This is a genomic window from Dialister succinatiphilus YIT 11850 (assembly GCF_000242435.1).
GTDB lineage: Bacteria > Bacillota > Negativicutes > Veillonellales > Dialisteraceae > Dialister > Dialister succinatiphilus.
In genome coordinates, this window is sequence record NZ_JH591187.1 from 643,475 (window position 1) to 658,395 (window position 14,921).

General features: G+C 47.6%; 15 protein-coding genes. 13 read left to right on the top strand and 2 right to left on the bottom strand.

All coding sequences use genetic code 11. From position 1 onward, the window contains the following. Nucleotides 1-35 precede the first annotated feature (35 nt). The 13 genes from def to HMPREF9453_RS02760 all read left to right on the top strand — a co-directional run bounded on the left by def (nucleotide 36) and on the right by HMPREF9453_RS02760 (nucleotide 13,656). Nucleotides 36-503 (top strand): peptide deformylase, encoded by a 468-nt coding sequence (def, locus tag HMPREF9453_RS02700; RefSeq protein ID WP_008859031.1) that lies wholly within the window; start codon nucleotides 36-38, stop codon nucleotides 501-503. Next, nucleotides 496-1,437, top strand: a complete 942-nt coding sequence (fmt, locus tag HMPREF9453_RS02705) for a methionyl-tRNA formyltransferase (protein ID WP_008859032.1) — start codon at nucleotides 496-498, stop codon at nucleotides 1,435-1,437. The genes def and fmt overlap by 8 nt, the downstream gene beginning before the upstream one ends. Then, the gene (gene rsmB, locus HMPREF9453_RS02710) at nucleotides 1,418-2,764 is read left to right on the top strand and encodes a 16S rRNA (cytosine(967)-C(5))-methyltransferase RsmB (RefSeq protein ID WP_008859033.1); all 1,347 of its coding nucleotides are present in this window, start codon (nucleotides 1,418-1,420) and stop codon (nucleotides 2,762-2,764) included. The genes fmt and rsmB overlap by 20 nt, the downstream gene beginning before the upstream one ends. Nucleotides 2,765-2,785: 21 nt before the next feature. After that, the gene (gene rlmN / locus HMPREF9453_RS02715; RefSeq protein WP_008859034.1) at nucleotides 2,786-3,820 is read left to right on the top strand and encodes a dual-specificity RNA methyltransferase RlmN; all 1,035 of its coding nucleotides are present in this window, start codon (nucleotides 2,786-2,788) and stop codon (nucleotides 3,818-3,820) included. Nucleotides 3,821-4,078: 258 nt separating this feature from the next. Then, on the top strand, nucleotides 4,079-4,804 hold the full coding sequence (locus HMPREF9453_RS02720; RefSeq protein ID WP_008859035.1) for a Stp1/IreP family PP2C-type Ser/Thr phosphatase: 726 nt from the start codon (nucleotides 4,079-4,081) through the stop codon (nucleotides 4,802-4,804). A 12-nt stretch (nucleotides 4,805-4,816) separates the two neighbouring features. After that, on the top strand, nucleotides 4,817-6,673 hold the full coding sequence (gene pknB, locus HMPREF9453_RS02725; protein WP_008859036.1) for a Stk1 family PASTA domain-containing Ser/Thr kinase: 1,857 nt from the start codon (nucleotides 4,817-4,819) through the stop codon (nucleotides 6,671-6,673). A gap of 2 nt (nucleotides 6,674-6,675) precedes the next feature. Further along, the gene (rsgA, locus tag HMPREF9453_RS02730) at nucleotides 6,676-7,539 is read left to right on the top strand and encodes a ribosome small subunit-dependent GTPase A (RefSeq protein WP_050805701.1); all 864 of its coding nucleotides are present in this window, start codon (nucleotides 6,676-6,678) and stop codon (nucleotides 7,537-7,539) included. Nucleotides 7,540-7,542: 3 nt separating this feature from the next. Next, complete coding sequence (rpe, locus tag HMPREF9453_RS02735) at nucleotides 7,543-8,184, top strand: ribulose-phosphate 3-epimerase (protein ID WP_008859038.1); 642 nt, start codon at nucleotides 7,543-7,545, stop codon at nucleotides 8,182-8,184. Between the two features lie 214 nt (nucleotides 8,185-8,398). After that, the gene (locus tag HMPREF9453_RS02740; protein WP_008859039.1) at nucleotides 8,399-9,268 is read left to right on the top strand and encodes an Hsp33 family molecular chaperone HslO; all 870 of its coding nucleotides are present in this window, start codon (nucleotides 8,399-8,401) and stop codon (nucleotides 9,266-9,268) included. Further along, nucleotides 9,265-10,062: an S-methyl-5'-thioadenosine phosphorylase gene (gene mtnP / locus HMPREF9453_RS02745; protein WP_008859040.1), complete on the top strand. Its 798-nt coding sequence runs from the start codon at nucleotides 9,265-9,267 to the stop codon at nucleotides 10,060-10,062. The genes HMPREF9453_RS02740 and mtnP overlap by 4 nt, the downstream gene beginning before the upstream one ends. Further along, nucleotides 10,059-11,117, top strand: coding sequence for an S-methyl-5-thioribose-1-phosphate isomerase (gene mtnA, locus HMPREF9453_RS02750; RefSeq protein WP_008859041.1), 1,059 nt, complete (start codon nucleotides 10,059-10,061; stop codon nucleotides 11,115-11,117). The genes mtnP and mtnA overlap by 4 nt, the downstream gene beginning before the upstream one ends. Then, nucleotides 11,114-12,358 carry an adenosylhomocysteinase gene (locus HMPREF9453_RS02755; RefSeq protein WP_008859042.1) on the top strand — a complete coding sequence of 415 codons (1,245 nt, stop codon included), beginning with the start codon at nucleotides 11,114-11,116 and terminating at the stop codon, nucleotides 12,356-12,358. The genes mtnA and HMPREF9453_RS02755 overlap by 4 nt, the downstream gene beginning before the upstream one ends. 11 nt (nucleotides 12,359-12,369) lie before the next feature. Continuing rightward, complete coding sequence (locus tag HMPREF9453_RS02760) at nucleotides 12,370-13,656, top strand: amidohydrolase (RefSeq protein WP_008859043.1); 1,287 nt, start codon at nucleotides 12,370-12,372, stop codon at nucleotides 13,654-13,656. A 350-nt stretch (nucleotides 13,657-14,006) separates the two neighbouring features. Here HMPREF9453_RS02760 and HMPREF9453_RS12355 read toward each other — a convergent pair whose 3' ends face one another. Next, nucleotides 14,007-14,132 carry a hypothetical protein gene (locus HMPREF9453_RS12355; RefSeq protein ID WP_262359546.1) on the bottom strand — a complete coding sequence of 42 codons (126 nt, stop codon included), beginning with the start codon at nucleotides 14,130-14,132 and terminating at the stop codon, nucleotides 14,007-14,009. A 260-nt stretch (nucleotides 14,133-14,392) separates the two neighbouring features. Next, entirely contained in the window at nucleotides 14,393-14,602 is a 210-nt protein-coding gene (locus HMPREF9453_RS12060) for a hypothetical protein (protein WP_187368035.1), read from the bottom strand. Nucleotides 14,603-14,921: the final 319 nt, after the last annotated feature.

The following is a 14,921-nucleotide window of genomic DNA, read 5'->3' on the forward strand; positions in this document are numbered from 1 at the left end:
ACTCATAATAACCATAAAAGAAAGAAGGAAATGAATTGAGTACCATTATTACTGCCGGCAACCCCATTTTAAAAATGAAGGCACAGCCGGTTGAAAAATTTGATAAAAGTTTGAAATTCCTTGTGAATGATATGAAGAAGACTCTCTATGAAGCAAACGGTGTTGGCCTGGCTGCACCGCAGATCGCTGTTTCCAAAAGAATTTTCGTAGCCGATGACGGAGTATCGGGATTCGAAGCCTACATAAATCCGGAATGGAAGCCCGATGGCGATGAAATGAACACAGATACGGAAGGCTGCCTTTCCGTTCCTGAATTCTTTGGTGAAGTGACCCGTTATTCCAATGTCATCATCCGCTATCAGGATATTCACGGGAAAAAGAAAACAAAAAAAGCCTCCGGCCTTCTTGCCCGCTGCATTCAGCACGAAACAGATCACCTGAACGGTATTCTCTTCATTGAAAAGGCCATTTCTCTTCATAAAGGACCGAAAACAAATGAATAAGTATCGTATCGTCTTTATGGGAACTCCCGATTTTGGCGTTCCTGCACTGGAAGCCATGACTCTCCATGGTTATCAGCCGGTGGCGATTTACTGCCAGCCGGACCGGATTAACGGGCGGGGCAGAAAGATTAATTATTCCCCGGTGAAATCCTTTGGTCTCTCTCATGATATCCCGGTTTACCAGCCGGACAGTTTGAAGAATCCGAAAGAGCAGGAGAAACTGAAAGCTTTATCTCCGGATCTTCTTGTGGTTATCGCCTATGGAAAGATTCTCCCCAAAGCAGTCCTTGATATTCCCACCTATGGAGCTATCAATGTCCATGCGTCTCTTCTTCCGAAATACAGGGGCGCTGCCCCCATCCAGCGGGTCATTATAGATGGAGAAAAGGAAACCGGTGTGACCATTATGCAGCTGGATGAAGGCATGGATACAGGAAATATCATTTCCGCCGTGAAAATGGCCATTCCTTCCCACATGAATGCAGGAGAACTTTTTGACCAGCTGGGAAGCCTGGGGGCCAGAGAGCTCATTCACGTACTGGATGACCTTCCCGAAAAACTCAAGCATTCTGTTCCCCAGAATCAGGAAGAAGCTTCCTATGCTGAAAAAATCACAAAAGACATGGGCCATTTGGATTGGAATCTTCCGGCGGATAAGATTGACTGCCTGATTCGAGGCATGAATCCAAACCCCGGTACCTACAGCTTCTATCGAGGAAAAAGAGTAAAAATCCATAAAGCAGCGCCTGAAGCTGTAAAGCACTCCGCCCAGCCCGGCACCATCCTGTCCCTTGCAGAGAACCGGATTCATGTGGCCTGCGGCAGTGGTGCCCTTGTTATTTCAGAAATCCAGCCGGAAAACCATAAAAAGATGGATGCTTCCGACTTTATTCATGGATACCAGGTGAAAGTGAATGATACATTCGACCGCTAAGCCCCTGCCTTCTGCCCGGAAGCTTGCTTATCAGGCTTTATACGACATTCTGGAGAAAAAGGCCTATGCCAATCTTACCCTCCAGCATGTGCTGAAGGAATATCCATTAAATGGACCGGAAAGCCGGCTTTTAACGGAACTGGTGTATGGAGTGCTTAGGAAATATAATTACCTTCTCTGGATTATTTCCCGCCTCAGCACCTATTCTTTAAAAAAAATCCATCCATCTGTAAAAATCCTTCTCTGTCTCGGTCTTTATCAGCTTCTTTACCTGTCAAGAATTCCTGCTTCTGCCGCAGTCAATGAAACGGTAAAAATAGCAAAGAAAATCACCCATAAAGGAAATGTGGGTTTTATCAATGCCGTCCTCCGGGGATATATCCGTAAAAAGAAGGAACTTGCTTTATTTCCCAGAAATGACAATCCGCTGCTTTACGATTCCCTTTACTGGAATGAACCGGAATGGCTGGTGAAATGGTGGCAGTCCCATTACAGCAGGGAAGCAGCGTCCATTTTAGAGGCTTTCAATGAAACGCCGAAGCTGGCTGTAAGAGTCAATACATTAAAGACAAACCGGGATGCCCTTCAAAAAATGATGGCGGAAAAAGGCATCAAAACAGAGGCCGTCCCCTGGGATAACAATGCCCTCATCCTTTTGGAAGGAGCCCATGCATTCTGGCCTCTGGCAGAAGAGGGTCTTGCTTATGTACAGTCCCTTTCCTCCATGATTCCGGCTGCCATTCTTTCTCCGAAGGAAGGGGACAGGGTGCTTGATATGTGTGCTGCCCCCGGCAGCAAGACCACCCAGATGGCAGAAATGATGAAGAATAACGGAACCATTGATGCCTGGGACCTGTATCCCCATAAGATTTCACTCATAAAAAATAATGCAAAGAAACTGGGGATTTCCATCATCCATGCAGGAGCTAGGGATTCAGGAAAACCTTTCCCTGCTCTCTTTGGGAGATACGATAAGGTTCTTCTGGATGCTCCCTGTTCCGGCCTGGGCGTTCTTTCCCATAAACCGGAAATCCGCTGGCACCGGAAGGAAGAGGACCTGAAAGAATTCCCGCCTCTCCAGGAGAAACTTCTTTCCTGCGCTGCTTCCTATGTAAAAGAAGGCGGCCTTCTGGTATACAGCACCTGCACCTTGAATCCTGCAGAAAATGAAGACAGAGTCCGTCAGTTCTTGAAAGAACACCAGGAATTCACTCCCCTTGAATTTTCGCTGGGAGATCAAAAGAAATCGGCCGATGGTATGATGACCATCCTGCCCTATGAACTTCAAAGCGACGGTTTCTTTATTGCCAAACTGCTGAAAAAATAATTCTTTATAGAAGGAGCCATTATGCCTTTTAATATCTGGGGACACACCCTGCCAGAAATGGAAGAATGGGTGGTGTCAAAGGGATTTCCCAAGTTTCGAGCCAAGCAGCTGCAGGACTACCTGTACCGCCGCTATATCTATGATTTCTCTGAAATGAAGCAGCTTCCTGCTTCCATGCGGGATATGCTCAAAGAAGAAGCCCTGCTCAATAAACCGGAAATCATGAGCACCCTTGCCTCCAATGACGGGGATACCACGAAAATCCTCCTGAAGCTTTCCGACGCCTCCCTGATTGAGACAGTATGCATGCATCATACCTATGGAAATTCCATCTGTATATCCACGCAGGTGGGCTGTGCCATGGGATGCGTCTTCTGTGCATCCACCAGAAAGGGGCTGGAACGAAACCTTAACGCATCGGAAATGCTGGCCCAGGTGTATGCGTTCAAAGAAAAACTGGATGCGCCTATCCATTCCATCGTCCTCATGGGTTCCGGCGAACCGCTCACCAACTATGAGGAAGTTCTCCGTTTCATCCGACTGGCCAATGATCCGGGTCTGCTGAATATCAGCCTTCGAAATATCACCCTTTCCACCTGCGGCATTGTGCCCCAGATTTACCGATTGGCCGAGGAGCACCTGCCTATTACCCTGGCTATTTCCCTCCATGCCCCTAATGATGAAATCAGAAACCGGATTCTTCCGGTGAGCCGCAATTTCAAAATCGAGGATGTAGTAAAGGCGTCCCGTTATTATTTCAAAACCACGGGGCGGAGAGTGACCTTTGAATACATACTCATTAAGGATATCAATGCCTCTCCGGAAAATGCCGAAGAGCTCTGCCGTCTGACCGGAAAGATGAACTGCCATTTCAATCTTATCCCCATTAATGGTACGGAACATATCCAGCTCTATCCGCCGGATATGAATGAAATCCGGAAGTTCGTTTCTATTTTGGAAAAGCACGGGAAAAGTGTGACTGTCAGAAGACAGATGGGTGATGAAATCCAGGCTGCCTGCGGACAGCTGAAGCGCCGTTTCCTCTCTGACAAGTAAGGGCGCGGTATCTGTTTCTATGATTTTCCATTTTACTCTGTTTTTTCCTGTCATTTTGGGGACTGCCCGCAGAATCACCCCTGTTTCATGAAAGAAATTCCCACTTTTTACTCAAAAAGAGCCTCTCAAAGGGAACAGAAAATTGACTATCCCTGCTGATGATGTTAGTATTAAATTAATTGGATAAGTTAAGGTTTATCAGTCCCGGCAAATGAACATGCCGGGCGTGGGGTTGCTTCTTGATAGGAAAAGACTTAGATGATACTAACTTATGGAGAATCGGAAAAAGGCCTTGTAAGAAAGGTCAATGAGGACGCCATCAATCTGTCTGTGAATAACCTGTACCTTCTGGCTGACGGTATGGGCGGCTATGATGGCGGCCAAATTGCCAGCAGCCTGGCAGTACAGAGTGCCGGCCGTTTCCTTGGCAGCGTACCTGCTTTTTCAGAGCAGCTGCTGAAGGAATCCTTTTATGCTGCCAACAGGGCTATCCTCAATGAAAAAAAGGATAATCCCGAGCTTCGGTCCATGGGTACGACCATGGTAGCTGCAGCAGAAGTGGGGGATAAGCTGGTTTGGGCCCATGTAGGAGACAGCCGGCTCTACCGATTTCAGCAGGGAAAGCTGGAACAGATTACCGTAGACCATTCTTTCGTTATGGAACTGGTGAACGAAGGGAAGCTGTCCCGGGCGGAAATGAGGGTTCATCCTAGAAAAAATGAGATTACCCGTGCCGTGGGCATTGAAGATGAGCTGAAAGTGGATACCGGTTCCTTTGCATTGGAAAATGGAACCTTCATCCTTCTCTGTACTGACGGCGTTTCGGGCATGGTAGAAGACAGGGATTTGGAAAGTCTGATTGCGTCCAGCCCCAGAAAGACAAAAGAAGACCTGAAAGAACTGGGCCGCCTGATCATGGAAAAAGTCTATGAAGCAGGGGCCAGAGACAATGCCTCCTTTATATTGATTCAATTTTGGAACTGAGTGGAGTAAAATATGACTGGTAAAATTCTTGATGAACGTTATGAACTGATTGAAAAAATCGGTTCAGGCGGTATGGCTGATGTGTACAAAGCCAAAGATATCCTTCTTGACAGGATTGTGGCAGTCAAAATTCTGCACAGCAGCTTTGCAGAAGACAATGATTTTATCGTGCGGTTCCGCCATGAAGCCCAGTCTGCAGGGAAGCTGTCCCATCCAAATATTGTGGGTATTTACGATGTAGGCTGCGACGGTGACGTCCATTACATCGTCATGGAATACGTGGAAGGGGAAACGCTGAAGCAGTATATCCAGAACCACCCCAATATCCCCATTGATACGGCTGTCCGCATTGCTATTGAAATCGGCTATGCCCTGGAAGAAGCTCATGCCAACGGCATTATCCACTGTGATATCAAACCGCATAACGTACTTCTCACAAGGACAGGCAAAGTGAAGGTGACGGACTTCGGTATTGCCCGCGCCATTAACTCTTCTACTGTTCTTGACAAACAGTCCATCCTGGGCTCGGTCCATTACCTTTCGCCAGAACAGGCAGCAGGAGATAAAATAACTGCCAAGACCGATATCTATTCCCTGGGTATCGTTCTTTATGAAATGCTGACACACCACCTTCCTTTTGAAGGAGAAACGGCTGTGAGCATTGCTCTCCAGCACATGCAGGGCGACATTCCGCGGCCCACTAAATACAATCCTGCCATTTCTCCCATGCTGGAGGAATGTCTTCTAACGGCACTCCAGAAAGATCCGGATAAAAGATACGATACGGTATCCGATTTTATTTCTGAACTGAAAATCGCCCAGGGATTTACGACTACCATATACAAGCCCGCCTCTCATGACTTTACAGCCATGACAAGGCCTATCCCCAAGAAAGAAGTACGGACTCACAAAGTACAGAGAGAAACAAAACTGACCAGATTCATTACAAATCTGCCGCAGAAGTACATCTGGATCGGCATGGCTGTCCTTTTCATCATCTGTTTTGCCTGGGCCTTTTTCAGCTTTGGCAATTTCTGGAGCTCTGAAAATATCACCGTTCCCAACGTGGTAGGTAAGCCGGTGGAAGTGGCTGAAACTACGCTGAAGAAACTGGATCTGAAAGTATCGGTGGATGAAATAGCCAGTGACGACGTACCGGCAGGACAGGTTATTTCTCAGACCCCTGCCGCCGGAACTAACGTAAAAGCCCGGCGTATTATCCACCTCACTGTCAGCAAAGGCGGATCTGCCATGCTGATTCCTGACCTTAAGGGACTGACCTTGGAACAGGCCAAGGAAAGGCTGGATAAAATGGGACTCACTCTGGGAGCTGTGGAAAACGGGAATGATCCCGATAAACCATCGGATGTCATCATTTCCCAGAGCCCTGAATCCGGCGCTAAAGCCACCAAGGGAACCAGAGTGAATATTGTCATTAATATGAAACAAAAGGTCCATGTACCCAATGTAGTGGGCATGACACTGGCTGATGCCAGAAATACACTGCTTTCCATGAAGCTTTCCGTTGGTACCATCAATGCTTCTGACGGTACCTCTACCGATGACAGCAACGCCATCATTATTTCCCAGGACCCGGCAGGCGGTGAATCCACCTCTTCCAATGTGGTCAATCTGACTGTTGGAAAGAAGAAATCCCAGACTAAGACCGGCACTGTGAATATCTCCATTCCTAAAGGCGGCAATGCACGGCAGGTAGAAATCTATGTCACTGATGACAGTGGGAAGCATACTGCCTATAGCGGCAAAGCGGCTCCAGGAAGCACAGTGAGCAAGGATGTTTCCGGCAGCGGAAACGTACATGTACAGGTAGTCATTGACGGCTCTGTAGTTCAGGATCGGGAGCTTTGATGATGAAGGGACTGATTCTGAAAAATCAGAATGGCTATTTTACCATATACGGCAGTGAAGGAGCCCTGTCTCTCTGCCGCTCCCGGGGCAGGCTGAAACGGCGTACCGATATCCTGGTAGGGGACTATGTGGACTTTGAAACGGGAAATAGCGGGGAGACGGTCATTACTCATGTGTATCCACGGAAAACCGTGCTCTACCGTCCTCCTTCCGCTAATATAGACCAGCTTGTACTTGTATCAGCCGTCCGTACCCCGGACTTGAATCTCTTCCTTATGGACAAGATGGTGGTGATGGCTGAAGAGGCCGGCGTTGAACCACTGATTGTGATTAATAAAGCTGATCTAGACGAAGCAGGGGCTGAAAAGGCTGTTACCTACTACAGAAAAGCCGGATATTCCGCCTTTTCCCTTTCTCTTCTTCACGATGAGGGGCTTGAAGAACTCACCAGTGCCCTCAAAGGACCAATCATAGCTTTTTCCGGACCCTCCGGAGTGGGGAAATCGACTCTTCTGAACAGGATACTTGGAAAATCCCATTTCCTTTCCGGTGAAGTGAGCCGCCATACAGGCAGGGGAAAGAATACTACCCGCCATGCGGAACTGATTCAATGGAAAGACCGGCGATTCCTTATGGATACACCGGGCTATACCTATCTTGATATTGACCGGATCGAAGGGAATCATCTTTCCTATTTATTCCGTGATTTCCGACCTTTCCTGGGGAAATGCCGATTCAATGACTGTATCCACAGCAAAGAACCGGACTGCGCTGTAAGGCAGGCGGTGGACGAAGGACTGATTCAGCAGCGGCGATATCAGTCATATCTTGAAATACTGGATGAAATAAGGAATCCAAGGAGGTAAATTATGAAAATTGCTCCCTCTATACTGGCTTCAGATTTTTCCCGTCTGGCAGATGAGCTCAAGGATATTGAAAAAGGCGGCGCTGACTACGTCCATCTGGATGTTATGGATGGCCGCTTTGTACCTAATCTTACTTTTGGCGTACCAGTCATTCAATCCTTAAGGCCCTGTACAAAACTTCCTTTTGATGTTCACCTTATGACTTATCATCCCGAAGCCTATCTGGAAGGCCTTGAGGCAGCAGGAGCTCACATGGTATCCTTCCATGTAGAAGCAGTGCCGCACCTGGACCGCATGATTCATAACATTAAAGACAGGGGAATCAAGGCCGGTATTGCTCTGAATCCGGGCACACCCCTCGCTTCCATAGAACAGGTCCTGTCTCTTCTTGATTTTGTCCTCATCATGTCCGTGAATCCCGGTTTTGGCGGGCAGAAATTCATTCCCTATACCCTTGATAAAATTGCCGCCCTTTCCGCCATGATTAAAGAAAAAGGACTTTCCCTTTCCATCGAAGTGGATGGCGGCGTGAACAGGGATAATGCACCGCTTCTCAAAAAAGCGGGCGCTCAAATTCTGGTCGCCGGTTCTTCGGTCTTTGGAAAAGAAGACAGGGCGCAGGCCATCAGGGATTTGAAAGTATAATAACCGAAAAGCGGCAGGACTTGCCGCTTTTTTAGTGGTAAGGAATACGGGAAGATTCCAAAAGGGAAATGAAATCTTGCCTTCTGTCTATAGTGACAGGCAGGAGGAAAAAGAGCGGTAAAATCCGCCATCCTTTAAAGATTGTCAAGCACTGGCCTCTTTTTAGTGTTACAATAATAGAGTAATTATTTATATTTTAACAGGAGTCATACCTATGAGTGAAATGAATCGGATTGACCATTACTTGAGCACCGACGGCATTCGTATCACTGTAGCCGATGTTACGGATGCAGCCCGCAGGGCCCAGGAAATTCATCATCTTCCTTCTCTTTCTGCGGTCATTTTGGGAAAGGTCTTAAATGCAGCCGCCATCCTGGCCATGGATTTTAAAAATCATGAAGGAGTCTCCCTGAAATGGGTGACTAATTCGCCTTTAGGGACTATCCATGCCGATGCCTACGAAGGAAGGTATGTGCGGGGATTTATCGAAAATCCCGATGACGGCACCATTCCCTACACCTCCGCTGAGGAAGCGAAATGGGTGAGCCGCAGGGGAAAACTCTTCGTTACCCGTTATTCCCTTTTGAAAATGCCCTATGTATCGGCAGTGAACCTCTCTGACGGAGATACGGCTTCCTGTGTATCTGACTATATCAATTCTTCTGACCAGACCCTGTCTCACGTAGAAATCGAAGCCCTGACAGACAAAGAGGGGAAGATCATCCGCATGGCCGGCTTTATCGCCCAGCTCATGCCGGAAGGAGATAAAAAACTTTTTGGAGAGCTCTTTGCGAAAGACCGAAAGTGGGATCTTTTTGATGAGAGTGGAAAAGAAGCGTCTCTATCCACCCTTCTCCATAAAGAAAATTATGTCCTTCTGGGAAGCGCTCCTGTTTCCTTCCGCTGCACCTGCGGAGAGGATCGGATCAAGCATTCTCTGCAGGGCCTGCCCCTGGTTGAACAGCAGGGCCTTCTGGACGATGACCATATAGAAATCGAATGCCACTATTGTGGAAAAAAATATGAAATTTCCAGAGAAACTCTTGTGAAATGGTTTAATGAAAAGGGAGGAAATGTACAATGAGCAAACTGGCTTTTATTGGCGGTACCGGCGTATATGATCCCGGCATCCTGACCGATCTTCATTCAGAAATCATCGATACACCCTATGGAAAGGCAAGCTATGAATCCGGCAGATTCGGAGATAAGGAAATCATCTTCCTGGCCCGTCATGGCGTGCATCACACGATTCCGCCTCATAAAATCAATTACAGAGCCAATATTTACGCCCTGAAAATGCTGGATGTAAAGGCCGTAGTTTCCACCACCGCCGTGGGTTCTCTGAATCCCGACTATAAGGCAGGGGAACTGGTTTTAGTCGATCAGTTCATCGACATGACAAAATCCAGGGAAGGGACTTTCTATGACGGAGAGCATTATGGCGTGGCCCATCTGGATATGACCCATCCTTACTGCGAAACTCTTCGCCAGGCCATCATCAGGGCGGCAGAAGAAGAGCATATTACTCTTCATCCCCATGGAACCTATATCTGCACCGAAGGCCCCCGTTTTGAAACACCGGCTGAAATCAAGGCTTACCGTCAATGGGGAGCTGATGTGGTGGGCATGACAAATCTGCCGGAATGTGTCCTGGCCAGAGAGGCGGAAATCTGCTATTCTACCATTTCCATGGTAACAAATTTTGCCGCCGGTATTTCTGATACCCCCCTTTCCCACAGGGAAGTGGTGGACTGCATGAACCATAACCTGGAAAGCTTCAAGAAAATCATTACCATCCTTTCCAGAACCTATGACCCTGATACGGAATGCAGCTGTCACCATGCAGCAAAAGATTTTGGAGGATTCCATCTTTTATGAGTGAAGCACTTTGGTCCCTGAAATGGGAAAAGGGAGAACTGGTACTGCTTGATCAGACAAAACTGCCAGGAAATATTTCCTATATCCACTGCAGAGAAAGCAGGGAAGTGGGAGAGGCCATTTCCCGCCTGTCTGTCCGCGGTGCTCCGGCCATCGGGGTGGCGGCGGCCTACGGCATGGTACTGGCCTTTAAGGAAATCAAAAAAGAAGGGCTTTCCGGCCCTTCTTTAAAGGATGCATTCCACAGGGCGGCCAGGGAGCTTGCTGCTGCTCGTCCTACGGCAGTGAACCTGTCCTGGGCTGTCAGGGAAATGGTTCATACCTTTGATACTCTTCCGGAAGAGGAAGCCCTGGCAGGGCTTATAGAAAGGGCAGAGGCCATTGAAAGAGAAGACAAGGCCCTCTGCAGCGCCATGGCAGACCATGGGGCAGACCTCTTTAAAGGGAGGAAAAATCTCCGCATCCTGACCCACTGCAATACAGGTGCCCTGGCCACCGCCGGCATAGGTACTGCCTTTGGTGTTATTTACCGCCTGTATGAAAGAGGGCAGATTGAAAGAGTGTATGCCGATGAAACAAGGCCCCTTCTCCAGGGAGCCCGGTTGACCGGTACGGAACTTATGGAAAATGGAATTCCTGCCACTCTGATTACTGACAGCATGGCCGGATGGGTCATGAAGGAAAAGAAAATTGATGCGGTCATCGTAGGCGCCGACCGCATTGCAGCCAATGGCGACGCAGCGAATAAAGTAGGTACCTACGGCCTTTCCGTACTCTGCGCTTACCATCATATTCCTTTTTATATTACCGCTCCTTTCTCCACCTTTGATTTCTCTATTTCCAGCGGAGACGAAATCTCCATAGAAGAGAGAAATCCGGAAGAAGTGCGGCAGATAAGGGGCATATATACGGCACCGAAAGATATGCCTGTCTTTAATCCTGCCTTTGATGTGGCGCCTCATACATTGATTACCGGCATCATCACAGAAAAAGGAGTCCTGACTCCACCCTATGATGTAACCATAAAGAACTATGAAAGGAGTTTACAATTATGAGTGATTCTATGATTCGTGATATTTCACTGTCTGACAATGGGGAACAGCGTATCCGCTGGGTAGCCAAATTCATGCCTGCCCTGAATGCACTTCGGGAAGAATTTATCAAAGATCAGACCTTTAAAGGCAAAACCATCGTCATGTCCATCCATCTGGAAGCAAAAACAGCTTACCTGGCCCTTACGCTGAATGCTGCCGGTGCCAATGTCATCTGTACAGGAAGCAATCCGCTGTCCACCCAGGATCCCATTGCAGCAGCTCTGGTGAAAAACGGAATTACTGTGTATGCATGGCATGGCTGCACCGATGATGAATATACCATGTTCCTGAACAAAGCCCTGGACCATATGCCTGATATCATTATTGATGACGGCGGAGACCTGGTACACCTTCTCCATACCACCAGAGCAGATGCCAGGAAGAACCTGATCGGCGGCTCCGAAGAAACAACCACCGGTGTATACCGCTTGAAGATTCTGGAAAAGAATCATGAACTGAAATTCCCAATGATTGCAGTTAATGATTCCTATTGCAAATACCTCTTTGATAACCGCTACGGTACTGGCCAGTCTGCATGGGACGGCATTATCCGCAGCACAAATCTTACCGTCACCGGTAAAACCGTAGTCATTGCAGGCTACGGCTGGTGCGGCAAGGGTGTTTCCATGCGCGCCAAAGGCCTGGGTGCCCATGTGATCGTTACCGAAGTGGATCCCATCAAAGCCATTGAAGCCGTTATGGACGGCTTTGAAGTGATGCCTATGGACGAAGCAGCCAAACTGGGGGACTACTTCCTCACCGTCACCGGTGATATCGACATCATCACAGAACGCCATTTCATGGAAATGAAAGACGGCGCCATCTGTGCCAATGCCGGCCACTTTGACTGCGAAGTCAGCAGAAAAGATCTGGAAAGAATCTGCACAAGGAAATTTGAAGCCCGCAAAAATATTGAAGGCTACGTCCTGCCAAACGGCAAGACCGTGTTCCTCATGGCCGAAGGCCGTCTGGTTAACCTGGCTGCCGGTGACGGACATCCGGCAGAAATCATGGACCTCTCCTTCGCTATGCAGACCCTGGCTGCCCGGTATCTCCTTCAGCACGGCAGCGAAATGGAAGCGAAGGTATACACACTGCCCCATGAACTGGATACCAAAGTAGCTTCCATCAAACTGGCTTCCATGGGCTACAAGATCGATACCCTCACTGAAGCCCAGAGAAAATACCTGGGACTTGACTGAAGGAGGCTGTCATGAAAATTCTCATTAAAAATATCGGCCTTATGCAGGACGGAAAAGTCACCGAACACAAGAATATAGCTGTAGAAGACAAATATATCAAAGAATTCCCGGAGAACCCAAAAGAAGAAGAGTACGATGAAATCATCGAAGGCCATGACATGCTGGCCATGCCGGGACTTGTGAATACCCATACCCATGTGGCCATGACCCTTTTCAGAAGCTATGCTGATGATATGGCCCTCATGGACTGGCTGCAGAATAAAATCTGGCCGGCAGAAGACCACCTGGATGACGACATCGTCTACTGGGGCAGTACACTGGCCTTTGCTGAAATGATCCGCGGCGGTACCACATCCTTCTGCGATATGTACATGTTCATGGACGCCTGTGCCAGGGCTGCTGATAAAGCGGGCATCCGTGGCAATCTGGCCAGAGGCCTTGCCGGTATCGGTCCCAATGGACAGAAAGGTATCGATGAAAACGTAGAACTCTACAAGAACTGGAACGGGGCAGGGGACGGCCGCTTCAAAGTCATGATGGGACCTCATGCTCCCTACACCTGTCCGCCTGACTATATCAGAAAAGTACGGGACGTGGCAGAAAAATACGATATGCCCATTCACATCCACCTTTCTGAGACAAAGGGGGAAGTGGAAAACTGCGAAAAGGAATACCACATGACCCCCATTGCCCTCATGGACTCCCTGGGCCTCTTTGAAAGGCCTACACTGGCTGCTCACTGTGTCCATGTAACGGATGACGACATTCGCATCATGAAAGAAAAGCATGTATGTGCAGCCCATAATCCCGCGTCCAATCTGAAACTGGCCAGCGGCATTGCTCCTGTTCCCAAAATGAGAAAAGCAGGTATTACTGTAGGTATCGGCACCGACGGCGCCTCCTCCAACAACAAGCTTGATATGTTTGCAGAAATGCGTCTCACCGCCCTTATCCACAAGGCGGCCAACTATGATCCCTTCGCCATTACCGCCAAAGAAGCAGTAGACATGGCCACCAAGGATGGCGCCAAATGCCTTGGTTATGACAATCTTGGTGAATTAAAGGAAGGCTTCCTGGCTGATATCATCCTGGTAGACAGAACCGGATTCCACTGGAAACCAAGATTTGACAGCGTCTCCCTGGCCGTTTACGCCGGTAACTCCATGGATGTGGATACCGTCATCATCAACGGCAGGCCGGTGATGGAACATAAAGAACTCCTCACCATAGATACGGAAAAAATGGATGCAGAAGTCAAAAGAGTTACCGAAAAACTCTATGCCTTCACAAAGAAATAAAAATATCCGGTATGAATAAAAAGCTGCGAATGTCGATGTACTAGAAATCGATATTCGCAGCTTTTTTGCATGAAAACAGCAGGCAAAGCAGCACAAAAACACGGATGGACATCCGTGCCGGTCAGTATTGCGGGCCTCTCAGAATCAGGCGTCAACGCTGGACTGCAGGAAGGAGATTTCCTGCAGCAGCCCTGAACTTGTCGTCCGGGAATGCGGGCTCATGCTGGATGAGATGATATCCGTGCTTTTGCTTGATTGTCATGGTTTTAACGTATTCTGCAGAATCCGTTCTGCCCTCAAGGCGCCCTGGGAGCAGGAGAGGGGAAAGCGGGAAATCTGTATACAGAGATTCATTGATTCCTCTCTGCCAAAGCTGCATTCCGGCCGGAATATTCGCGATATACAAGGCAGATAAGGAAATAGAATCCTTCCATGGAGAGCTTCCTGATTTCCCTCTCCATACATTTATATTGCATAAGCACCCTCTTTTAACAACCTCCCTTTTAAAAACATATCAATCATTGATGAGAAAGCCCCGTGCTCACCAATAGGTGGTAAGTAATAAACATAATTATGAAATTATCATTAGAATTTTGTCCATCATGTTCACATAAAGGACATTTCTCCTATTTATATAGTAGAAGGATGTAAAAGACCTGCAGCATGGAAAAAAGTTATCCATAAATCCCCGAGATGGCCATAGGAGATGTAAGTATGGAAAGCAGACGTCCATGGGTTAACCTCTTTTCATCCCTCCCTGATCAGGTAAAAAAACATCACAGGAAAATCCGAAAATCTCACCTTTTGCAGAAATGACGGGAGACTCATGTATGGCGCGCGCCGTCATACCATGTACAGCAGCGGCCGTAGACCATGCAGACACCGAACTCATTGGGCAAACAAAGACACCGGATTTCCTTGTGGTGTTTTTAATTGGGCTGTTCATCAGGAAATATGAAAAGATACCAGCCATTTCTCTTTATACGCTTATCTTTGGACTCAATAGCGAAACAGGGAGAAGGTAAGAATAAAGTCTTGATAAAAACAGGTAAGATGTAATAATATTGAGTAAAGGGAAAAATAGGAATAATAAGAAAGATTGATGGATAAATAGGTTCCGATAATTTAATGTTATCGGAACCTATTTATTTTCGTGGAACAGAACGGAATATCGTGTATTGAAAATCACGATAATATCTAATATTATTAGGAACTCTAGTAATTTTGGAGAACGAGAAAGATTATCAAGGAATCGCAAATCTTGC